This is a genomic window from Paenibacillus sp. P46E (assembly GCF_001909095.1).
In the GTDB taxonomy this organism is placed as follows: Bacteria; Bacillota; Bacilli; order Paenibacillales; family Paenibacillaceae; genus Paenibacillus_AQ; species Paenibacillus_AQ helianthi.
Genome location: NZ_LVYZ01000029.1, coordinates 108,886 through 131,201, shown reverse-complemented (window position 1 = coordinate 131,201; position 22,316 = coordinate 108,886). Strand labels below are relative to the sequence as shown.

The window sequence follows — 22,316 nt, the reverse complement described above, 5'->3', positions numbered from 1 at the left end:
GAGAACGTTCCATGTGAAAGGTTGCAGCTTCTAATATACGTCATCCGGAGCCGCACTTGATTATTGAACAAGAAAAGTATAATATGAGTCCATACCATTGGTTTAAATGTTTAAACATTTAAACTACATAAACGGGGAGGCACCAGCATGGGAAAGCAGGCGTTGCAGATTTTTCGCGAAAGCCTTCCAATTCTTCAAGTATTAAGTGATCCGCACCGTCAGGATATTCTGCTCCATCTATCGGAGGATGGCAGGATGACGGTCAATGAAATTACCGGGAAGTTGTCCTTGTCACGGCCGGCAGTTTCCCATCATCTGAAATTGCTCAAAAATGCGGGAGTCATCAAAGTCGAGCAAGTGGGAACCCAGCGATATTATGAGTTGTCCATGCAGGAATCGGTAGAGTTGTTAAGAAGGCTTCTAGCTGCCTTAGAGCGGGATTGTCTCTAGGCCCATTTCATAGAAAGAGGAGAAGGAATATGAAGCAGTGGAACTCAGAGCAGGTCAATGAAATCCTGCAGGAGCATCGCGAGAAATTTCATAGCGGTTATACACGAAGCGTGGAGTTTCGTCTGGAGCAGCTGGGGAAGCTGTCGGATGCGATCAAACGGAACGAGCAGCTGTTACTGGCGGCATTATATCAGGACCTGCACAAAAGTGAATTTGAGGCTTATTCGACAGAGATTGGTTATACGCTGGACAGCATCCGCTACATGAGCAAGCACTTGAAGCGGTGGATGAAGCCGCAAAGGGTAAGAACTCCCTTCTATCTTGCTGTATCTAAGAGTTACCAGTATAGAGAGCCCTACGGAACTGTTCTTATCATCGGACCCTATAATTATCCGTTCCAGCTGCTGATTGAACCGCTGATCGGAGCCATTGCGGCAGGGAACAGCGCGGTCTTAAAACCCTCCGAGAATACTCCTGCAGTTACTGCTGCCGTTAAGAAACTGATCGCCGAAACCTTTGCCGAGACGTATATCAGAGTGATTGAAGGGGAGAAGGAGACCACCTCGGCGCTGATTCACGCTCCCTTTGATTATATCTTTTTTACGGGAAGCGTACCGGTCGGCAAGATCGTCATGAAAGCTGCTGCAGATCACCTTGTGCCCGTCACGCTTGAGCTTGGGGGCAAAAGTCCGGCTATCGTGGAGCGGACTGCGAACCTTGACGTTGCGGCCAAACGGATTATTTGGGGGAAGATGATGAACGCGGGGCAGACATGTATTGCCCCGGACTATGTACTTGCCCATGAAGAGATTCGGGAGGAATTGATTGCCCGGATGAAGACGGTGCTGACAGGGTTCTTCGGACCGGACGCCAGAGTAAGTCCGGATTATGGCCGAATCGTCAATGAACGACAATTCGACCGCTTGGCCGCAATTCTGGAAGCGGGACCGAATAGCGTGCTTTCGGGCGGGAAAATGCTCAGAGATGAGCTCTACATTGAGCCAACACTGCTTGCGGCAACCTCTTGGTCGGACCCTGCGATGCAGGATGAACTCTTTGGGCCGATTTTGCCTATTATGGGCTTCCGTCTAGTGGAGGAGGCGATTGAAATGGTGAATGCCCGTCCCAAACCGTTGGCACTGTACTTGTTTACCGGACAACGTCAGGTCGAGGAGGAAGTACTCTCACGCGTCTCCTTCGGCGGCGGGTGCGTGAATGATACGATCAGCCATGTTGCCAATCACCACCTGCCATTTGGGGGAGTAGGAAACGCGGGGATCGGTGCATATCACGGGAAATACAGCTTCGAGCTGTTCTCTCATACCAAAAGCGTCCTCACCAAAAGCACGAGGCTGGATATCCCTTTCTTATTTCCGCCTTATGGCGACAAGGTCAAGTGGGTCAGAAAGATTATGCGTTAATACATGAGAAACGACGATCAGGAGGTGAACAAGATGAATAATGTACAATTTGCATCACTGGATGATGTGAAGAAAGAACTGCTGATCATGGAGGGGTACGACGTTATCCCAACCAAGCAGTGGCCGCTCTATGAGATTCTTGCCCATTGCGCTCAGACCATTGAATATTCTATGACAGGTTATCCGCAGCTGAAGCCCAGAATTGTGAGACAAACCATCGGCCGCATCGTGATCCGGAAATTTTTGAAGCAGGGCCATATGAAGCATGATTTGACGGCACATGTACCAGGTGCGTCCAAGCTTGAAAAACAGGGAACCGTCAAAGAGGGAATCGGACTTCTCCTCAAAGCAATTGATACCTTTCAAGCATACGAAGGGAAGTTAGCTCCCCACTTGATCTTTGGAGATCTAAGCAAGGAGGAGTATGACCGGTATTTCACCATGCACGTTACAGATCATTTCTCCGAGGTGCAGTTCGCAAGCTAAGCCAGTGATTGAATGCCAAAAATATCTGGAAGTAATTGGTCTGAGACTTTTATCACTGATCTGATACTCCCATTGCAAGTAATATGTTAGAATATCAGAAACGCAGGTACATTAACTTCATAATTCGCAAGCTATGATTGCTATGGATCACACTATAGCAGGAGCAGCTTCTGGAGAGACCACGGAATTCCGTGGCGCCGAAGGGTTCACAATCTCAGGCAAAAGGACAGAAGAGTACGGAATGTATTTGTCATGCTGACAGCAGCAGGACAGGTATTTTTTCATATTCTTATAACCCGGGAGATTGGATGACATCCAGTCTCTTTTTTTATTGGCATCAATACATAGTATTCATAAGGGGGAACTAGGAATGGCGCAAACAGAATTAAAAAGAGAGCTGGCCAACCGGCATGTTCAACTGATTGCCATCGGAGGCACTATTGGTACAGGATTATTCCTGGGATCGGGCAAGGCGATTCAGCAGGCGGGGCCCTCCATCATGATTACCTATCTAATCGTGGGCATCGCTGTGTTTTTCGTGATGAGAGCGCTGGGAGAGCTTCTGTTGTCTAATGCGGGATACCAGTCATTTACAGATATTGCCGAAGACTATCTTGGGCCCCGGATGGCATTCATCACGGGTTGGACCTATTGGTTCTGCTGGATCATGACGGCTATGGCTGATGTGATTGCAGTAGGCGTATATGTGCAGTATTGGTTTAATATTCCGCATTGGGTACCTGCTGTCGTCTGCCTGATTATTTTGTTAGGACTCAACTTACTGACTGTCAAAAACTTCGGTGAACTCGAATTCTGGTTTGCTCTAATCAAAGTCATCACGATTCTTGCTTTAATCGGCATAGGTATCATTTTCCTGATTATGGGGCTCAAGACGGATGCAGGATCGGTAACAGTCCGGAATCTTTGGGAACACGGAGGCGTGTTTCCGAACGGTGTAAAAGGTTTTTTATTTTCCTTCCAAATGGTGGTGTTTGCATATGTCGGTGTGGAATTAGTGGGGGTGTCGGCAGCGGAAACCGCGAATCCGGAGAAAAACATCCCATCTGCGATCAACAAAATACCTCTGCGGATTCTCTTCTTCTACGTTGGCGCGTTGTTCGTCCTGCTGTGCATTAATCCATGGACGGAACTCAGTCCGGCAGAAAGCCCTTTTGTAAAAACCTTTAGTCTAGTAGGGATTCCAATCGCCGCAGGGATTATCAATTTCGTCGTATTAACTTCAGCCGCTTCTGCATGCAACAGCGGGATGTTCTCGACAAGCCGGATTCTTTATAATTTGAGCCGGAAGAATCAAGCCTCCGTTCATTTTGCCAAACTGAATAAAAATCATGTACCCGGAAACTCGTTATTCATTTCTACGCTGGTCATATCTGCCGGTGCTCTTCTGAGCAAGCTCATTCCGGAGCAGGCCTTTGGAATCGTAACCACCATAAGTGCCATTTGTTTTATCTGGGTGTGGGGTGTTGTTCTCGTATGTCACATCAAATATAAGAAGACCCGGCCAGAATTACATTTGAAATCCAAATTCAAAGCACCGTTAACGCCGGCGGTTAATATTGTGGTCCTCGCTTTATTTGCTGCCATACTCATTATAATGCTGATCGCTAGAGAAACACGTCCGGCATTATTGTTTACGCCTCTATGGTTCATTCTGTTATATGTTTTGTATTCGGTAAATAGCAGGAAGAGGGAGCAGGACAACAAAATAATCAATGCAGAACCGACAATTCAATAAATCAAAGCAGCCCTCAATTCCACCATTCAGTGGTTTTGGGGGCTGCTTTGATCAAGACAACTCCCCATTAATGTGGAAGAGCCCTCCATTCTAAAAAGATTGTATACTGTTCTAGAGAGGTTCTGAATCCGCGAAATGGAGGATACTATATGACATTGTTTAATGAAAAAAGCGAGTCTCGCCTGATTGAGATTTTAAAATCGAACATACCAGATATTGGGGATTTACTGAATCCAGCAGCTGAGGAAGCAGAAATCAACCAAGCAGAGAGAATGATGAATTGCAGATTTCCAGATGATTTCAGACAATTATACATGAAACATAATGGAGAAGGAGATCAGGTGTTTGGAGTTATGGCTGGTTTTAGCTGGATGACCCTACAATCGGTAACGGCTACCTGGAGAAGGCGTCAGAATTCAGGCTGTGATATTATTTCCGGCAAACCGGATACAGTGAAAGAAGGGGAATATAGAAAGGGATGGGTCCCTTTTGCTGAAGATGGAGGAGGGTCGTTCCTTGTAATGGATCTGGAACCCGGAGTAAAGGGAAGTTATGGTCAAATCATTACATTAGACCGCAATTCGAATATTTCCTATGTTATTTCAGAGAGCTTGGGGCATTTCTTTGAATTTATCGAATCAGGCTTCAGCAATGGTGAAATCAATGCCATAGACGAGGAGGAAGTGATCCTTATTCACCGGAAGCATGGACATCTGTTTGATGATGTGCTGGCGTTGACTACAATGGAAACAGAAAAAAACAGCGTTATCCCAGTCAGCGGATTTTGGGCCGAGTATTTTGAAGATGATCATGAAGGCGGTTTTATTTCTGCAGAAACATTGAATAAACAGAGAATGGTCTTTATTCGGTCTGATCTGGCGAGAAAACACGGAGTAGTATCCTTGGATATTCTGACCCGTATGCCTAATCTTAAGGAACTTATTATACATGCCGATGAAATTGCAAATTACGATGTACTCAGACAGTTGCCTGGATTAACAGAGCTTGTAATAGGGGGGCAATCCTTTAAAGAGTCTGATTTGGAGTACCTAGTATACTTAGAAGAGTTACGGCAACTAACATTCACCAGACTATCATTAACGGACATATATAAACTGAAGGATATAAAAAAATTAAAAAATCTCAGATTATATAAAATGGACTCAATGGACAGCAAAGCAATAGGAGCCTTAGTAAACTTGACGGAATTAAGCTTAGAAGAACTAGAAGTTGGCGATTTGAGCTATATTTCAAACCTTAGGAAGTTGAAAAAACTGGAACTCAAAAAAGTGACAATACCTGACTTAGCGTTTTTAAAAGACCTAAGGAATTTAACAACTTTTAAAACGGATAGTTGTGCAAAGGATGAATCGAATATACCCGTTCTAGGAGAATTGCAGAAATTACAGGAGTTCACTTATCCGGTTGGCGATTTAACCCTATTCAAAAATTGTACGAGTCTTCGGGATATTGGAGTAGATGCATCAAGATTTAGCGGATTGGAGGAGATTTCCGGGTGTAGTATAACCGGCATCACAATATTTCAGGCAACATCAGAGGAACATGCAAACTCCGTAGTCGCTGAGTTCAATAAATATTTCAACCTTCAGTCCTACGGATGGCAGGTGAGTTGGTGATGAGCGAGGAACAGAAAGATAAGGCAGCAGGAGAAGTTCTATTTATTTATCCAATGACCATGGAGGCAAGCAGCGGACTTACGATTCAGGACCTGATCACTATGATTCAATCTGCCCGGTATTCTAAGGAAAGCGAAGCTGTTGAGACGGAACACTTTGATGCAAAGATGCTCTTGGATTCATTGAAACAAACAATCTTAAATGCCGGAACATTATTTATGGCGTACGATGTCCATACGAATTATCCATACATCGACGGTAATGACCAGGTATGGGTGTTCTCTGAGGAAGCATTCTCAGCAGATGCGGCGGATTATTACCTGCAGCAGTTCATTGAGCTGGAAATGAGAAAGATCAGCCGGGAGAAAATCCCCATGATACTCGCTGAGCTTCATCTCCTTGGCATCCGCAACCTTCTCATTGATAACGGGCAAAACACGCTCGTGATCAGCAGAGACGATCTATTGCCGCCGCCCGATTGGAGCGGAACGCCGGAGATCCATATTCCTCTGAGCAATCCGGAGCTGCAGCATGCGATGCTTTGTTTTTTTCAGGCCATGTATTCCCGGCAGCAGTATGAAGGCAAGAATCAGTATCTTCAGGTGGCAGAAGCCCGGATGCTGGATGAACTCGTCCAGGCGAAGTTTTTGGTGCCGATGCAGCTTACGGAAGAAGAACCGTCCCCCCCCTGATGAACAGGGCCTGAAGACGTTGAAGCAAGGAACGTACATTCAATTTGCCTCCCTTGGCGTGGAGGGGGAAGAACCTTGGTTGCCGGTATTCACAGATTGGCTTGAGTTTGAAAAAGGATATGATAAAACAGTATGGGGCGGCAATATCGCTACCTACGAGGATATTGTGACCCTATCGGAGAACATGAGCGGAGCTGTCATTAATTTCCGGGGGATCGGTTTCCGGTTGGACGACAAGAATAAGCGCATGATCGCCGAATATAAGAGGTTGTAGAGGAAAAAGGACAAAGAAATGCTGAAAAAAAGAACCTCGGCTTTAAGCTGCTTCTGGTATTCTACCGGATGCGGCTTTTTATTTGTTGACGGTTAGATTTAAATGGAATATAGTTTCAAATGAGATATAGTATCAAATTAAATAAAATGTCAAAATAAGAGGGGCGGCTATTACCTCATTTTGAAAGGAGAAACGATAATGAATCTTCAAGAAAATCGAAGATGGTGGGTACTGAGTGCACTTGCCATCGGCATACTTGCAGTGGGTCTGGACATGACCATTCTCAATCTGGCTTTGCCTATTCTAGCTACGGATTTGCACGCATCCAACCGGGAACTTCAATGGTTTGCCGATGCGTACAATCTTGTCTTTGCTGCGTTACTTCTTCCTGCGGGACTACTAGGTGACCGTTTAGGCCGGAAAAAGATGCTTATCATCGGGCTGATTGTATTTGGAACGGCCTCGGTGGCATGCGCCTACTCAGACTCAGCAGGGGAACTTATCGCTGCACGCGCTGTTCTTGGTCTTGGGGCTGCTCTACTGGTGCCTTTATCGATGGCGATTATTCCTATATTGTTCACTGAAAAGGAACGTCCTAAGGCAATAGCGGTGTGGATGATGGCTAACGCATTTGGAATTCCACTAGGACCTATTGTTGGCGGATGGCTGCTTAACAACTACAGGTGGGGGTCAGTGTTTCTTATTAATATTCCGCTTATTCTTATTGCACTGTTTGCAGTTTCCATATTATTGTCTGAATCCCGGGGTTCTGGAATTCAGAAGGTAGATCACATTGGTGTATTAACCTCAAGCCTTGGATTAGTCGGTATAACCTACGGTGTTATTGAAGTAGGAGAAAAGGGATGGGGGAACCCGACAGCATTAGCTACGATTGTTATTGGCATGCTGTTGTTGTTTGCTTTTATACTCTGGGAGAAGCGTATCCGTCATCCGCTGATTGATCTCTCGTTGTTCCGTTCGGCCAGCTTCACCTGGGGGACAATATTGGCTACGCTTGTTTCATTTATGATGTTCGGTATGTTGTTTGTAACGCCTCAATATTTTCAAGCCGTCCAAGGGGCCGATGCACAAAGCGCGGGTCTAAGGTTACTGCCACTGGTGGGAGGTCTCTTAGTTGGTTCGCAAATTTCTGACTGGCTTCAGTCACGGTTTGGTACCAGGATAACCATTGCACTTGGTTTCTTGGTACTTGGTATTGGTGTTGTTCTTGGTGCTTATACCAGTTTGGGCAGCGGATACGGTTATACTTCGGTATGGATAACGGTTGTTGGTTTTGGAATTGGGTTTGCACTACCTGCAGCTATGGACGAGGCTATGTCTGTACTCTCTGCTGAACGGAGTGGTGTAGGCTCGGCACTCATTATGTCATTGCGCCAAGTCGGGGGTACAATGGGGGTGGCTATTCTGGGTACCTTACTTAGCAAGGGTTATCGTGATAAACTGGATTTGGACGGATTGTCAAGTGACATTGCAGAAGTAGTTCAGCGAAACGTATCGGCAGGTACAACATATGCCCACCAAATGAATTCAACAAATCTGCTTCATTCCGTTCGCTCAGCATTCGTTCACGGAATGGGAGTTACACTATGGATGTGTGGCGGTGTGGCGGCGCTTGGTATCGTATTAACTCTATCCTTCTTGAAAGTTCGTATAGATAGAAACGGAAATGCATCTTCGGATATGAAGTAATTAAAATGTTGGGGAGTGAACATCGTGTTATCGGATGATCAACGAAGTAATGGATTGCGCGAACGTAAAAAAGCAAAGACTATGGCAACCGTTCAAAAGCACGCATTGCGGCTTTTTCGCGAGTTGGGCTATAAAGCTACCACTGTGGAGCAGATTGCGGAGGCAGCAGAAATTTCATACAGCACCTTTTTTCGTTACTTCTCTACGAAAGAGGATGTATTGCTTATCGATAACTATGATCCTCTTTTTGTTGCTGCTTTTGAAGACCAGCCCTCTAATCTGAGCCCGCTCCAAGCAGTACGTAACGCTATGCTTTCTGGAATTAAGGATATGTCCACAGATGAGCTAACTACGGTGCGTGAACGTAACGAGCTTATTATGAAGGTCCCGGAACTGAGGGCTGCGAGTCTAAATAACATGACCCAAATGATGCAGTTGATCATGGAATTAATAGCTAAACGAGTAGGCCGTAATCCGGAAGACTTAGCGGTGCGCACTTTCGCTGGTGCAATTATTGGTGTCAATATCTCTGTGATGCTGTACTATGCGGAGAATCCTGATGCTGATTTTTCCACATTGTTAGATGAAGCCTTGAGCAATTTAGAGGAAGGCTTGCCATTGTGAAGCCGAATAGCTATATTAGTAAGGAAGAAATTTGATGCAAGTCAAAGGCCATCCCGCGAAGGATGGCCTTAAACTTGCCTTTACAGCCATCACGGGGAACCGTATCATAAGCAGGGCGGAATTTAGAGTTTTCTTAGTTTTGCCTGCTACCGTCTTTTGAAGCGGGTACAATTACAATCATTGTGATTCAGAATGTTGGCATGATAAGATTATAAGATCGTAAATTAATGAAGAAGGTGATTTAGATTTGAAGAAGCTGCAAAAGCAAATACCGCTGCTTTGGCTATTAACCATTCCGTTAATAGGCCTGCTGTACTCGCTGCAGAACCATCTGAGACCAGTCGAGCATGTACTGGTGACAAAGATGGATCAAGCCACTCCGTTCATACCGGTTTTCTCTATTTTTTATTTTGTTTGGTATCCGTTTATATTCATTACGCTTATTTTGATTTTCCAAAAGAAAAGTTCCGCCTATTACCATACACTTGCCGCCGTTTGTATAGGTATACTGCTGTCCAATGTTGTTTTTCTGGTTTTCCCTACGCATGTGCCGCGTCCTCAGCTCGGGGAGGGTTGGAATTTTTTTGTGCCTATCACTTACAGGTTCGATGAGCCCTATAACGGGTTCCCGAGTATTCATGTGCTTACGTGTTACCTAATGCAGCGAGGTTCAAGGGATTTATCCAAGCCGGTCCGGCTAGCCGTCGTTGTTATGGGCGGTTTGATCATTTTGTCGACACTGTTCATCAAGCAACATGTCATTGCAGACGCAGTCGCTGGTATCATCTTAGGCGAAACTGTATTCCGGATATCGGGGCGTTACTTCAAAACAAGACGGCAGCGTTTGCCTCAGGAAACCGGCAGTGCGGCCATGTAATAATTGTTAATTCCACCCGCGATTAATCATTATTTAATAGTTACATGTTAAGATGAATTCATGGTATCAGTTGATATATAAATACACGCAGCAATCCTTAATTTCTCGTTAAAGGCGTATTCGCGTGCAGGATCAAGCGGGCCAGGTTGAATGAGATGTACTGGGAGGAAAAACGAGTGAAAATCTTAATAACAACGGATACATATTCTCCTATGATTAATGGAGTTGTCACCTCCGTAAAAAATTTATATAAAGAATTGAAGAACGAGGGACACGACGTTCGCATATTGACCTTGTCGCATACGGGTCGCGAGGAGGTAGACGGTGATGTGTATTACGTAAAGTCAATCCCGATCGGTGTGTATCCCGATGCCAGATTTAAGCTGCCCCTATATAATAAGCTCATTCATGCAATCATTCGATGGGGCCCTGAAATTATACATTCCCAAACCGAATTTTCGATGATGGTCGTGTCCAAACATATTTCAAATAAATTAAATATTCCACATGTGCATACCTATCACACCATGTATGAGAATTACTTGAATTATTTCCTGGGTGGAAAGATTATTACGATAAATATATCGGCCAAAATAACCAGGAGAATGTTAAACAGCTTAGATGGTGTTATTGCTGCTACAGATAAAACGAAAAATAAACTTTTACACTATGGGGTCAGTAAGCCCATTTATGACATACCCACCGGCATAGAGCTGCACAAATTCCAGCAAGCATTAAGTGAAGAAGATAAACAACAAATCATGCGGGAACTGCATATTCATCCGGACGACCGAATTATCGCCTATGTGGGGCGAATCGCGCTGGAGAAAAATATAAGTGAAATCTTAATGTTTTTACCTGAATTGGTGAAGAAGTCACCTAAAGTGAAGCTGTTGATCGTAGGCGGCGGGCCATATTTGAACACCTTGAAAGAACAGGTGAAAAATCAAAATTTAGTAAACAACGTTATTTTTGCAGGAATGGTACATTCGGAAAATGTGTATAAATACTATAAAATGGCTGAAATTTTTGTTAATGCTTCGACTAGCGAGACCCAGGGATTAACCTATTTAGAGGCATTAAGCTGTGGATGCCCTGTCGTTTGCAGATATGATCCTTGTATAGATGGTGTTATCGAACAAGGGAAGAATGGCTATTCCTATCTGAAAAAAGACGAATTTGTTGATTTTATAACTGAAATACTCAGTGACGCTGATTTAAGGAACCATATGAGCGAGGAAGCCATGAGGAAGGCGAATGAATATTCCAGCAGCGTTTTCGCGAATAAGGTTTTGGATAAATATTGGAGTATGATTTACGCCAATAAAGAGGCCCCGATTCCTTTAGGGAAGTTTGTATTTCCTAAAATGTTAAAGTTTAGAAGACATAAGTTATAGCTTGGCGAAATCCCCCTCACTGTAGACAACGCAAAGAAGCCAGCGGTTAAGCTGAGCTGACAAACGTCGCCTGCCGGGAGGGTTTTTTTGTGGGGAAAAGGCTCCAAACACGGTCGAAAAGCAAAACGACCTTACTCCGGTATAATACCGGGGTTCGGTCGCAGTCAGATCCTAATGGTGTTTCCTTACGTTCGGCAGCACTAACGTAAATATACTGCCTGCAGCTACAGTGATGTAGTAGGTTAATACTCGCCATACAAAGATGGCTGTTATTATCGTACTGGAATTAAAAAATATACTATAGATTAAATAGAATCCCCCTTCGGCACCTCCGGCAGCGCCGGGAAGCGGGATGATGGCCATAAAGTTAACTAAGAAAATTTGGGCACAAATCATTGTCCATAGATCAGCCGAATGGAGACCAAAGCTCCTGTAAATGCAGTAGGGGATGCTAAAGAAAGCTGCATATTGCAGAAACGTGAAGATCGAGGCATATGTGCACATTTTTAGATGCTTCGTGATTAAGGAAGCGTTCTGATGGAACTGCGTCAATTCGGATTCGATTTTGTTAAATGCGGCATCTGTGTTTTTTACGAGCCTAACGACTTTTAAAACTTTAAAAACAGTGGTAAGCAACCGTTTCGTTAGCTTGCTGTTAATGGAGAAGAAGATGGCAAAGACCATGATGAGAACGTGTATGGCGAGACCCAGAATGCATAGGTACGGAAAGTAGTCGACCTTGGCGTTGAAATAACCGAACTTAAATAAAAAGGCTAAAATTAAGATCGCGATATTAATCGTTTGGTGAATGATAAATTTGATCATCAAAATAGAACCGGCAATACCGGCAGGAATCCCGTTTTCCGTCATGGCATAGAGTTGCGCAGGGTTGCTTCCGGCTGAAAAGGGGGATACTGCGCCAAAAAATAGGCCGATCATCTCGAATTTAAGGGATTGTACCAGTAGTTTTTTAATAGGATACAGCTTTTTAGTGATCGTATATAAGACAAGTGTTTCAAAGAGCCAAAACAGGAGTACCAAAGCAATAGACAATAAGATCCAGGAAATATCTAAGGTCTTAAGCTCTTCGATCATAGAGCTCAGACCCTTAGTGAAAAGAAAAAAGGACAAAAAGATACCAAACGTAAAGATGACAACGATGAAGTTGAATATTTTATTCCTCATGAGCGGTGCTCCTATATGTCGTTTTTAACAGGAAATACGATTATAAAACTGCTGCCACAATTCCAGAACATGACGTTCAGAATAGAATTCGTGACACTTCCGGGAGTTCTCACACCAAGTATCGTAATCCTCGCCTCTATGCTGCATTGCAGTGATGATTGTGACGAAATCCGTGACGCTGTCACCTTGCAGATAATAATCAAAAAGAATATTGCGGTATAGTTCCAAGCCCCTTAAGAGAACGGGGACATTTAATGAGATTGCTTCAAGAATGGACATCGGAAATAGTTCGTTATAAGAAGGCAAAAACATCAGATCACAAATATTATAGATGTCATTCATTTCTTCTCTCGTAATAATGCCGATGAACTTAACATTATCAGGCGGGTGATCAATGACTTTTTTTAGTTCTTTATAGCCTTCTGTAATGGAACCGAATGAAAAGCCGCCGGCCCAGATAAACTGAATATGCGGAAGACGTTTCGCAACTTCTACAAAATCCAATATCCCTTTTCTGGTTTGAACCTGACCGACTCCGAGGACAACGAACTTATCTAATGGAACCGAATACTTTTGTTTGATTGCACTGATCTTGTCTTCGGGATAGCGGTAAAAGCGTTCTTCTGAAACTACGTTTGGTATATAAGTTACCTTCTTTTCATCAATGTTATAGGTTTTGAGAACGTCAATAAAATAGGGGTTCACTACGACGATATGGTCAACGGATCTATAGAACCTAATCATGTAGGCATAAAATATTTTTTTAAAGAGAGGGGGAAGCTTCAAACTTTCCTCTATGGTTTCAGGCACAAAATGAACATAAGCAACCGTGGTACCTTTCCGTTTGGCAAAGGGGATGCTGAGAAAAAATTTCAGGTCAATCGTGTGATAGTGATTGATATCGCCCGGAACAAACCTGTTGATGGTCACAGTGTAGTTGTCTTTAAGACCTTGTTCAACTAAATGGACTTGTTCGATATAAGCCGATAAAACGCCTTGAGCTTTAACCTTATGGGCTGAAGAAAGCATATTAATAGTTGGCATTACTGTCCCCCTAAATATAGAATTGCCGATAGTTGCTATTTTCATGCACGGCCTATGATTACAAGTTTGATGGAAGAAGATTGGGTAGCAGTCCCAAAGATATGTTACACCAAAAACGATCTGATTTGATAGTTAAATTCACACCGCATATTCCGGTACATTCACCAATCACAGGAAAAGTCCGATAAAAGAAAGGGTGACAACTATTCAAGTTGCAAAAAAGGAGAATCTAAATGCCTGCTAAATTAGTGAAAAATATCATCGTGTTTTGTTTGGTTTTTGTATTTTTACCGGCAACATCCATTTGGGCCGCCTCTGTTATTACGGACCCTGCCTTGGCGAAAGCTGTTCGAACGGAATTGAAGCTGCCGGCTAATAAAGAGGTGAAGGCCGCTGATCTGCAGAAGTTGAAGTCTTTGTATCCTATGGAGTCCAAGAATAAAATCGTCAGTTTGCAGGGACTTGAATATGCTGTGAACCTGCAGGACTTATTTCTGCCCGGCCAAAAGATAAAGAATATCACACCCCTCGGCAAGCTGAAAAAACTGACGTTCCTGGCTGTTGACGGGAATCAGATTACTGATCTTTCACCGCTCTCCGGGTTAAGTTCTCTGCAAAGACTGGTGGTTGACGATAACAAAATCAAAAGTCTAGTGCCTCTCAAGAATCTACATAAGCTGACTGATCTTCTTGCCAGCAACAATCAAATAACAGATCTAAGTCCTCTTCAGGATTTGAAGTTAGAGTGGCTTATCCTGAGCGGAAATCAAATTCAAGATTTGACACCGTTAAAAAATCATCCAACCCTGGAGCATCTTTATCTGGATGATAACCTCATTCAGGAACTTGAAGTGCTCGAGACGATGCCGAATTTAAAGGAAGTATCCTTGGCAAACAACCCGCTGAATGAGCAAGCAAAGCAGGTCATCCAAAACCTGGAAGGTAATGGCGTCCTTGTGAATATAAATTAAACATGACAGTAAGCTGTCTACTTTCCCCTTGTATAATTTGGTTCAAGAGGAGAGTGAGATATGAGCACTATTACAATGCACAAGCCAAAGCTAATACTGACTGGAGTAGCGGTACGTACAACGAACGCAGCGGAAGCCGGACCGGATGGGCAATTGGCTACACTATGGGAAACTTACTTTCAGAGCAATCTCGGTTCCGCATCCGGTGTTAAAAATCCACATTATATTTACGCACTGTATACGGATTATGAGAGCGATGCTAACGGAGCCTATACGGTTGTTGTTGGGCATGAATCAAGCAGTGACGCGGTCTTAGGAAATATTAATCATGTAGTTGCGGTTGTCCCTGAAAGTAAATACATGGTATTTACAACGAAAAAGGGGCCGGTATATGAAGTGGTGGCTGAGGCGTGGCATGAGATATGGGCCTATTTCAAGGAATCTCAGGAAGTAAGAACCTATACGGGCGATTTCGAGCTTTATGATGCCAGGGATTTTGATCCGGCTAACACAGAATTGCAGATTTATATAGCTATACAATAATTTCAAGGGGGCGTTCCAAGCGTGTATAGCTTACGGAACACCCCCTATTTATTAATGATCCTTCGAATGTCGTTCCCCAACCTGGAAGTCATCCGCATGTTCGAACATGTGCTTCACGGTTATTGCATCCTGCCCCGTCAGTTTCTTGAAGTCAGCCGTATAATTATCCATCTTTCCTAACCGGATATCTTCTTTTCCCGTAAACTCACAGAATCGAAGTCAATCGCTACGTCATAGATCCCTTTTTGCAAATAGGCCGCGACATCCTTCAACAGTACCTTGTCCAGTTGGGTGTTGTACTTATGATAATTCTCCATGCTCGTTCTCATATGGTTATATTGCTTCCTGAGCACGATAGCCTCTCTATAAAAAAGCCATCCGGCCCCAGTCGGCTCAATCGGAATTTGTTTGCTGTCGATCAATTGAATATTGAACTCGTCTTCAAGCGAGGCGATTTGCTGGCTAACAGTAGTCATGGACCTCCGGCGGCGTAAGTAGGACTCATTATAGGTTACTTTTGCAGCAAAAAAACTGACCCCGATACAGCATCGGCGCCAGTTATACAAACTGATGATCAAAAACCGGATTTACAGATTCGCCAGAAGAAGGGCGATAATAGCGAGAAAGGCCGGGAGGCCCTGGACTAACAGAATGGATTTCTTGGCCGTCATGCCGCCATAGACCGCTGCAACTGCGACACAGATCAGAAAAAACAGCTGTAGCTGAAATCCGAACGTGTCGTTCGGATGGAACAAACCCCAGACCAGACCAGCCGCCAGAAAACCATTATACAGACCTTGATTGGCTGCTAGCGATTTCGTATCCTGCGCGAACTCCTTGGTGGTCCCGAACGCCTTCTGCGCTCTGGGGGTAGTCCACATAAACATCTCCAAAGCTAAAATATACACATGCTCCAGCGCTACGAGCGCCACAAGTATAGTACTCACAATCATCATTTTAATACCCTCTTTTGTATTGGATTAGGCGGGATAGCCTCCGCCGGGTGGCGGCCAGGCCCCGTGTAGACGGCGAAGCAGAACAATTTCTCCTAAATGGTAGGAATTATGAGAGGCGATATTACGTAAAATCCCGCCCTTGGTCTCTCCTGGAAAACCGGGGAGCGGTTCGTCCAGCTGTTCAGTCCGGGCAAAAGCAACCGCCTTCTCCACGCCTTGCAGCAAATGCCTCACGGTGTCCTGCCATTCTGCCTCGTCCTTGGGGGCCTCCTCTTCAGGCCAGCTCTCCATTACACTACCTGGAGCTTGCGGCTTACCCCCCTCCACGAAGGTCAGCATGAAATCCTGCCAATAGCTCATATGCTTCAATAATTGATAAATGCTGTACGGAATTCCTTCCGTACGTTGTCCGGCAAGCTCCGGTGTAATATCCGGCAAAGCTCTGGCAATCGGAATATGTCCCCGTTCGCCAATTAATGATTTCACAAGAGCTTGACCAAAGGCAGAATTGGACTCGGACATCATGAAGCTCCTTTCCATATTTTAATATTTGTATTTAAATTATATTTTGCAAAATCGAATTTTACAAAAGTAAATATACCTAAGTTCAGTAATTTTGTCAATTGTTCAGGCGGTCTGCCCCTCCAATGTAAGTCGAAATATCTAAGCCCAGAATACAGGGGAAACCGGTATAATGTTAACAGGCAGAACCGAAATTTAGAGTTGAGACCGGAGGGATACCCTTGTACATAAGAATACTGACATCCGCCGATGCGGAGATTTACCGCGAGCTCCGGCTGCAGTCGCTGCTGCAGAATCCGGAGGCTTTCCTCAGCTCCTATGAGTCGGAGTCCAAAATCTCCATGGTCACCACCCGGATCAGGCTGGAACCCTCGGATAATAATTTTACCCTTGGAGCGTTCATTGCTGAGGAAAAGCTGGTGGGTATCGTAACCCTTTTCCGCGAGAGCAGGCCGAAGATCCGTCACAAAGCCCATGTATATTCCGTATACGTCGATCCGTGTGCGCGTAAGCAGGGGGTAGGGCGGCTCTTGATGCTGGAGCTGATTAAGAGGGCTAAGCTGGTTCCGGGTCTGGAAATCCTTATTCTGACCTTAACCTCCACTAACCTCTCCGCCAAACGGCTGTATGAATCTCTGGGGTTTATCCGTTATGGCACAGAGCCGAGGGCGATGAAGCTTGGGCCTGATTACCAGGATGAGGATCTGATGTATTTGCCGCTAGTGCCGGAGCTGTAGAATATAAATGGGAGTTACAGACATAACTGTGCCTGCAGGCAGCATAAGCTGGGTCTAGGAGTCCTGTCCACCAAAGGGGTTGAAGACTTGCAAACTGCGCTGCTTGGCAGCTTTTTATCAGCTATGGCTACTGTACTTGGGGTGGTTCCCATTCTGTTCGTCCGAAGATTGTCCGAGCTGTGGAAGGATGTGCTGGTCGCCTTCACTGCCGGGATCATGGTATCTGCATCCACCTTTGGGTTAATGCCGCAGGCGATCAAGGAATCGGGAATCCTTGCGTTAACCCTGGGTCTGATTACAGGTGTACTGCTGCTCGATCTGATTGAGAATAATATTCCGCATATTGATGTGGAGAACAAGACCGGCTTCACTAACTTGGATTCCAAAGCACTGCTGGTGCTGATCGCATTGTTTATTCATAATATTCCCGAAGGTCTCAGCACGGGCTTCAGCTATGCGAGTGAACAGCCGAGCCTAGGTCCCATGGTAGCGATAGCCATCGGAGCACAGAATATGCCGGAGGGTCTGATTCTGGCTGTATTTTTGCTGAACTCCCAGGCAACCCGGCGCAAAGCATTGATTATGGCAACCTTAACCGGCCTCATGGAGATGGTGTCCGCGGTCATCGGATATTTTACAGCCAGCTATATGCAGAACGTGGTGGGGTACGGACTGGCTTTTGCCGCTGGAGCGATGCTCTTTATCGTCTACAAGGAGCTGATTCCGGAGAGCCACGGACACGGGTATGAACGCCCCTCAACGTATTCATTTATCTTTGGCCTGTTGGCGATGGTGTATATTACTCAAGCTTTTGGGTGAGGGAACAGGGAGGAATTCCGTCAGACCTTGTCGAAAATCGGATTTTTCAATTCCCCATATAATCCGAACTCCTGGGTTAATGAAGGAAGTGAAGTTCCTCTTTAGTGGAAAGGAGCCCGGTTACGCGCTTCAACCCAATGAGGTACTGGCATCATTCGTTGTATCAGGAAACGCTGTAGACCAGCCAGATACATGGAAAGATTTGACTATGGTTTTATTTAATGCTTCTTCGGGTTATCTTTCTGTCCCGTATACAATAAACCATTCAGAATTGAGTGCTTCAGATTTTGAATTAGTCGATAAGGATGGAACTGTGTTTCCAGTAAGCAACTTCTATAATTATAAAAATTACTTTAGGTTTAAATTTCCAGTTCCACTAAAAATCGACCAATAATTTATCTTGAAGCTTACCCCTTCAGCTTCGGGTCATGAGATCAGCTTACCCAACGCTAACTCTCAATATGGATGTGCTCACCTTTATGCCTCAGCCTATAAAAAAGGCGAGTCCCTTGATTATGACTATGAATACCGTGAGAATGGCATCGTAACCGGCGATCCATTCGCACCTGCTAAGCCCACAGGATTGAAGGCATCTGGCAACGGAAGCCTGTATGTAACCTGGGACAACAATAAGGAAGAGGATCTAGAAGGTTACCTAGTCTGGCTGGATGGCAGTCTGCTGACAGAACCTATTAAGCGAACAAACTTCACTATTAACGGTTTAACCAATGGTAAGATTTATCATGTTAATGTAGCAGCTGTAGACAAAGTGGGCAATCGCTCGCTGCAAGCTTACATCTTTCCAGTGCCTCAGGCTTCTGGAGGGGGGACGTCAGGAGGAGGAAGTACACCAGGCGGAGGCGGAGGTAGTGCAGCAGGAGGCGGCGGGGCCTCAGGACCAAGCTCATCTGTCCCTGCGGTGGTAGCGGTTAAATCTCTTATCAGTGTAGTCGACCTGGCTGGAGTCACGAAGGCCTTAGACATAGCACTCAAAAGTGAGAACGGGAAGGTATCTGTACCTGTAGCCAGCGATATTAAGCAGCTCCTGTTGCCTGCAAGCTCTGAAGTAATCAACAAAGACAATGCGCTGGTTGTCTCCAAAGATAATCTGTCTATTGAAATTCCAAGTGGTGATCTGGACAAGCTTAAGGCTTCTGTGCCAGCAGAGCAGCTAAAGGATGCGAAGATTTCCGTCTCCTTTACTCCGCTTAGCAGTGATGATATTGCCAAGGCAACAAGCGGAACTACCGGTAAATCGGCGAATACTGCAATTACCTCCGCTGGTGCGGCTTTTGATTTTGGCTTATCGCTCATAACGGCAGACGGCAAAGAAACGAAGCTGTCTGAGTTCGATTTTCCGGTCACGTTGAAATTGAAGGTTAACGAAGGCGTGAATACCCCGCTCACTGGTGTTTATTATTTGGATGCACAAGGCGGACTGCAGTACACAGCAGGACAACTGGAGAGCGGCTATCTGAGTGTTCAGACCAGCCATTTCAGTAAATACGCTGTGCTGCAATACAGTAAATCGTTCAGTGACGTTCCCGCTACTCATTGGGCATCCGGTGCCATTCAAGCAATGGTGGCTGAGCAGGTGGTGACAGGGACAAGTGATCTGCACTTCTCCCCTAATCAAAAGGTGACACGGGCCGAATTTGCTGCGTTTATTGCCCGCAAGCTGAATCTGAAGGCAGGCAATGCAAGCAGCTTCAGTGATGTTGGAGCGGCCAAATGGTATGCGGATGAGGTTGCTGCAGCTTCTGCGGCCGGTATCGTAACGGGAATCTCCGGTTCGGCATTTGCACCGGACAAGCTTATTTCCCGGCAGGAGATGACAGCCATGCTGATCAAATCTTATCTCTATAAAAATAATAAGTCACTGAGTACGGTAGAAGCCTCCAGTGCTTTTGCCGACTACAGCTCCATTTCAAAGTGGGCCCGGCCATATGTGGCTTATGCTCATGAGCTGGGTCTGATTCAGGGCCGGAGCGGCAACAAGTTCCAGCCTCTGCAGAATGCGACCCGGGCCGAAGCGGTTCAATTGATCTCCAAGCTGTAGAACCGGCAAATCATGTATTATGAAAAGAGGCTGTTCCTGAACTGTTATGACCTAACAGTTACAGGGACAGCCTCTTCGTCATACATGTTCTTAGCGGTGCTGCGCATACCGGTTGCTTTTACTGGCAGCATGGACAGCTGCCAGCTCTGCGGGAGAGAGCGGGGCGGATTCAGCGGCAGCCGCATTCAGCCGCAGTTGCCCCAGGCTGCTTGCGCCCGGAATAATGGCGGCAACTGCGGGATTTGCCAGCGGGTAATTCAGCGCTGTCTCGGTAAGGGTACGGGTGCCGCCGCTCTGCTTCAGCAGATGTTCATGCAGCCCTACCAGTTCCTCGCTACTGTAGCCAAGATACTCCCGGTTGGCTTTACTGGCGCCATGTTCGGTTAATATGCCGCTTGCCAGCGGTCCCCGGGCAATGAGACTAATGCCTTGCCGTTCCAGCAGGGGCAGAACCTCTTCTTCAGGCCGCCGGTCCAGCATGCTGTACTGGCTCATGACACTAACAATATTGGAACGGGAGACGTATTCCCTGATCACATTCGGGCGGATGGAGGAGATGCCGTAATAGCGGATCAGTCCTTCCTGCTTCAGCTCCTCGAAGGCTTCAATGGTCTCAGCAATCGGATCTTCGAGCGTACCGCCATGCAGCTGGTACAGGTCGATATAATCCGTCTGCAGTCTATGCAGGCTCTCTTTTACTGCCGACTTTATATAAGCTTTGGAAGGGTCCCAGGTCCAGCCTTCCTGACCGGGGATTCTGCGGTTGCCGACTTTGGTAGCGAGGATAACGTCTGCCCGGCGATGACGCAGCGCTTGCCCGATAATTTCTTCATTCCGCCCGCCATCATAGAGGTCGGCAGTATCCAGGAAGTTGACGCCTAGCTCAAGCGCCTCATGAATAATCGGAATCGCCGTGGCTTCGTCGGTCCCCAGGGACATGCAGCCGAGTCCCATGGCACTTACGTATAGATCAGACTTCCCTAAACGGTTCTTGTTCATTTGCTTCCCTCTCTGTGTTGTTTTTTGTGTACATTATAGCATCCCTACGGTAAAAGACGGCAATAGCACCGCCGCAGCCTGCCAGCTGTGTGGTCGCTATTGCCGTCTTTGTGTGTGTAAGTGTTCAGCTTATCCCCGCAAAATACTCTCGATTTGCTCCAGCTCTTCCGCGCTGAGCTCAGGTGCGTTCAGGGAGGCTACGGCATCCTCGATCTGGCTTACCTTGCTTGCGCCGATCAGAGCCGAGGTCACTTTGCCGCCGCGCAGCACCCACGACAGGGCCAGCTGCGACATTTTCTGTCCGCGTGCAGCAGCCAGAGCGTTCAGCCGGCTGACCTTGCTGATCACCTCTGAGGTAATTTCTTTCTCTGAGAGGAACACGCTCGGTCCGGCCGCACGGGAATCCGGTGTGATTCCGTTCAGGTAGCGGTCGGTCAGGATACCCTTTTGCAGCGGGGAGAAGGCGATGGTGCCAATGCCTTCCTCAGCCAGCACATCCTGCAGCCCTTCTTCAATCCAGCGCGACATCATGGAGTAATTCGGCTGGTGGATCAGGCAAGGTGTGCCGAGTCGGCGGAGAATCTGCGCTGCTTCACGCGCTTCCTCAGCCTTGTAGTTGGAAATGCCGACATACAGCGCTTTACCTTGACGCACAAGCAGATCCAGTGCAGCCATTGTTTCTTCCAGTGGTGTATTCGGGTCCGGACGGTGATGGTAGAAAATATCCACATAATCCAGTCCCATCCGCTTCAAGCTCTGATCGAGACTGGAGACGAGATATTTCTTCGAGCCCCATTCGCCATAAGGGCCCGGCCACATGTAATAGCCTGCTTTGCTGGAGATGATCATCTCATCGCGGTAAGCGTCGAAATCTTTGCGCAGAATCTGCCCGAAGGTCTCTTCAGCCGATCCGGCAGGCGGACCGTAGTTATTGGCGAGGTCGAAGTGGGTAATGCCTAGATCGAAGGCCCGTCTGATCATAGCCCGTCCGTTCTCGAACACATCGTTGCCGCCAAAATTATGCCACAGCCCGAGTGAGATCGCCGGGAGGAGCAGGCCGCTGCGGCCGGTACGGTTGTACTTCATATTTGCATAACGTTCAGGACTAGCATTGTACATTTTTTTACCTCCTCAGAGTTTGTGAGCGTTACATCCTG

General features: G+C 46.0%; 23 protein-coding genes and 1 riboswitch. Of the genes, 16 read left to right on the top strand and 7 right to left on the bottom strand.

Features of this window, described 5'->3' with window-relative positions:
* Positions 1-147: 147 nt before the first annotated feature.
* The 11 genes from A3849_RS07790 to A3849_RS07740 all read left to right on the top strand — a co-directional run bounded on the left by A3849_RS07790 (position 148) and on the right by A3849_RS07740 (position 11,324).
* The gene (locus A3849_RS07790; protein ID WP_074110896.1) at positions 148-450 is read left to right on the top strand and encodes an ArsR/SmtB family transcription factor; all 303 of its coding nucleotides are present in this window, start codon (positions 148-150) and stop codon (positions 448-450) included.
* Positions 441-1,871 (top strand): aldehyde dehydrogenase, encoded by a 1,431-nt coding sequence (locus A3849_RS07785; RefSeq protein ID WP_256700691.1) that lies wholly within the window; start codon positions 441-443, stop codon positions 1,869-1,871. Before A3849_RS07790 ends, A3849_RS07785 begins: the two co-directional genes overlap by 10 nt.
* A 33-nt stretch (positions 1,872-1,904) precedes the next feature.
* Positions 1,905-2,357: a DUF1569 domain-containing protein gene (locus A3849_RS07780; protein ID WP_178382634.1), complete on the top strand. Its 453-nt coding sequence runs from the start codon at positions 1,905-1,907 to the stop codon at positions 2,355-2,357.
* 160 nt (positions 2,358-2,517) lie between these two features.
* Positions 2,518-2,597: riboswitch (glycine riboswitch) on the top strand.
* Between the two features lie 130 nt (positions 2,598-2,727).
* The gene (locus tag A3849_RS07775; protein WP_074110893.1) at positions 2,728-4,113 is read left to right on the top strand and encodes an amino acid permease; all 1,386 of its coding nucleotides are present in this window, start codon (positions 2,728-2,730) and stop codon (positions 4,111-4,113) included.
* A gap of 149 nt (positions 4,114-4,262) precedes the next feature.
* Positions 4,263-5,750: an SMI1/KNR4 family protein gene (locus tag A3849_RS07770; protein WP_074110892.1), complete on the top strand. Its 1,488-nt coding sequence runs from the start codon at positions 4,263-4,265 to the stop codon at positions 5,748-5,750.
* Entirely contained in the window at positions 5,750-6,442 is a 693-nt protein-coding gene (locus tag A3849_RS07765) for a hypothetical protein (protein WP_074110891.1), read from the top strand. Before A3849_RS07770 ends, A3849_RS07765 begins: the two co-directional genes overlap by 1 nt.
* A gap of 19 nt (positions 6,443-6,461) precedes the next feature.
* Positions 6,462-6,716, top strand: coding sequence for an SseB family protein (locus A3849_RS07760; protein WP_143191761.1), 255 nt, complete (start codon positions 6,462-6,464; stop codon positions 6,714-6,716).
* 198 nt (positions 6,717-6,914) lie between these two features.
* Positions 6,915-8,426 carry an MFS transporter gene (locus A3849_RS07755; RefSeq protein WP_074110889.1) on the top strand — a complete coding sequence of 504 codons (1,512 nt, stop codon included), beginning with the start codon at positions 6,915-6,917 and terminating at the stop codon, positions 8,424-8,426.
* 24 nt (positions 8,427-8,450) lie between these two features.
* Entirely contained in the window at positions 8,451-9,050 is a 600-nt protein-coding gene (locus A3849_RS07750) for an acyl-CoA-like ligand-binding transcription factor (RefSeq protein WP_483874376.1), read from the top strand.
* 247 nt (positions 9,051-9,297) lie between these two features.
* A complete protein-coding gene (locus A3849_RS07745; protein WP_074110888.1) occupies positions 9,298-9,927 on the top strand; it encodes a phosphatase PAP2 family protein in 630 nt (209 codons plus the stop codon).
* A 176-nt stretch (positions 9,928-10,103) separates the two neighbouring features.
* On the top strand, positions 10,104-11,324 hold the full coding sequence (locus A3849_RS07740) for a glycosyltransferase family 4 protein (protein WP_074110887.1): 1,221 nt from the start codon (positions 10,104-10,106) through the stop codon (positions 11,322-11,324).
* A gap of 171 nt (positions 11,325-11,495) precedes the next feature.
* On the opposite strand, the gene A3849_RS07735 is transcribed toward A3849_RS07740, so the two are convergent.
* On the bottom strand, positions 11,496-12,509 hold the full coding sequence (locus A3849_RS07735) for a lysylphosphatidylglycerol synthase transmembrane domain-containing protein (protein ID WP_074110886.1): 1,014 nt from the start codon (positions 12,507-12,509) through the stop codon (positions 11,496-11,498).
* A gap of 24 nt (positions 12,510-12,533) precedes the next feature.
* Positions 12,534-13,553, bottom strand: a complete 1,020-nt coding sequence (locus A3849_RS07730) for a glycosyltransferase family 4 protein (protein ID WP_074110885.1) — start codon at positions 13,551-13,553, stop codon at positions 12,534-12,536.
* Positions 13,554-13,786: 233 nt separating this feature from the next.
* Here A3849_RS07730 and A3849_RS07725 point away from each other — a divergent pair, with 233 nt between their 5' ends.
* The gene (locus tag A3849_RS07725) at positions 13,787-14,524 is read left to right on the top strand and encodes a leucine-rich repeat domain-containing protein (protein ID WP_074110884.1); all 738 of its coding nucleotides are present in this window, start codon (positions 13,787-13,789) and stop codon (positions 14,522-14,524) included.
* A gap of 60 nt (positions 14,525-14,584) precedes the next feature.
* Complete coding sequence (locus A3849_RS07720) at positions 14,585-15,067, top strand: GyrI-like domain-containing protein (RefSeq protein WP_074110883.1); 483 nt, start codon at positions 14,585-14,587, stop codon at positions 15,065-15,067.
* Positions 15,068-15,243: 176 nt separating this feature from the next.
* Here the strand turns inward: A3849_RS07720 and A3849_RS07715 are convergent, their stop codons facing one another.
* The 3 genes from A3849_RS07715 to A3849_RS07705 all read right to left on the bottom strand — a co-directional run bounded on the left by A3849_RS07715 (position 15,244) and on the right by A3849_RS07705 (position 16,545).
* Positions 15,244-15,543 (bottom strand): LysR family transcriptional regulator, encoded by a 300-nt coding sequence (locus A3849_RS07715; protein WP_074110882.1) that lies wholly within the window; start codon positions 15,541-15,543, stop codon positions 15,244-15,246.
* Positions 15,544-15,654: 111 nt separating this feature from the next.
* Positions 15,655-16,023 (bottom strand): DUF1304 domain-containing protein, encoded by a 369-nt coding sequence (locus tag A3849_RS07710; protein ID WP_074110881.1) that lies wholly within the window; start codon positions 16,021-16,023, stop codon positions 15,655-15,657.
* Positions 16,024-16,047: 24 nt separating this feature from the next.
* Positions 16,048-16,545 (bottom strand): DinB family protein, encoded by a 498-nt coding sequence (locus A3849_RS07705; protein WP_074110880.1) that lies wholly within the window; start codon positions 16,543-16,545, stop codon positions 16,048-16,050.
* Positions 16,546-16,766: 221 nt separating this feature from the next.
* On the opposite strand from A3849_RS07705, the gene A3849_RS07700 reads away from it, so the two are divergent.
* From A3849_RS07700 to A3849_RS07690, 3 genes are all read left to right on the top strand, one after another.
* Positions 16,767-17,282 carry a GNAT family N-acetyltransferase gene (locus tag A3849_RS07700; protein ID WP_074110879.1) on the top strand — a complete coding sequence of 172 codons (516 nt, stop codon included), beginning with the start codon at positions 16,767-16,769 and terminating at the stop codon, positions 17,280-17,282.
* A gap of 87 nt (positions 17,283-17,369) precedes the next feature.
* Positions 17,370-18,101 carry a ZIP family metal transporter gene (locus A3849_RS07695; RefSeq protein ID WP_074110878.1) on the top strand — a complete coding sequence of 244 codons (732 nt, stop codon included), beginning with the start codon at positions 17,370-17,372 and terminating at the stop codon, positions 18,099-18,101.
* A gap of 400 nt (positions 18,102-18,501) precedes the next feature.
* Positions 18,502-20,160: an S-layer homology domain-containing protein gene (locus A3849_RS07690; RefSeq protein WP_074110877.1), complete on the top strand. Its 1,659-nt coding sequence runs from the start codon at positions 18,502-18,504 to the stop codon at positions 20,158-20,160.
* Between the two features lie 90 nt (positions 20,161-20,250).
* On the opposite strand, the gene A3849_RS07685 is transcribed toward A3849_RS07690, so the two are convergent.
* Positions 20,251-21,159 (bottom strand): aldo/keto reductase, encoded by a 909-nt coding sequence (locus tag A3849_RS07685; protein WP_074110876.1) that lies wholly within the window; start codon positions 21,157-21,159, stop codon positions 20,251-20,253.
* Between the two features lie 129 nt (positions 21,160-21,288).
* A complete protein-coding gene (locus A3849_RS07680) occupies positions 21,289-22,278 on the bottom strand; it encodes an aldo/keto reductase (RefSeq protein ID WP_074110875.1) in 990 nt (329 codons plus the stop codon).
* Positions 22,279-22,316: the final 38 nt, after the last annotated feature.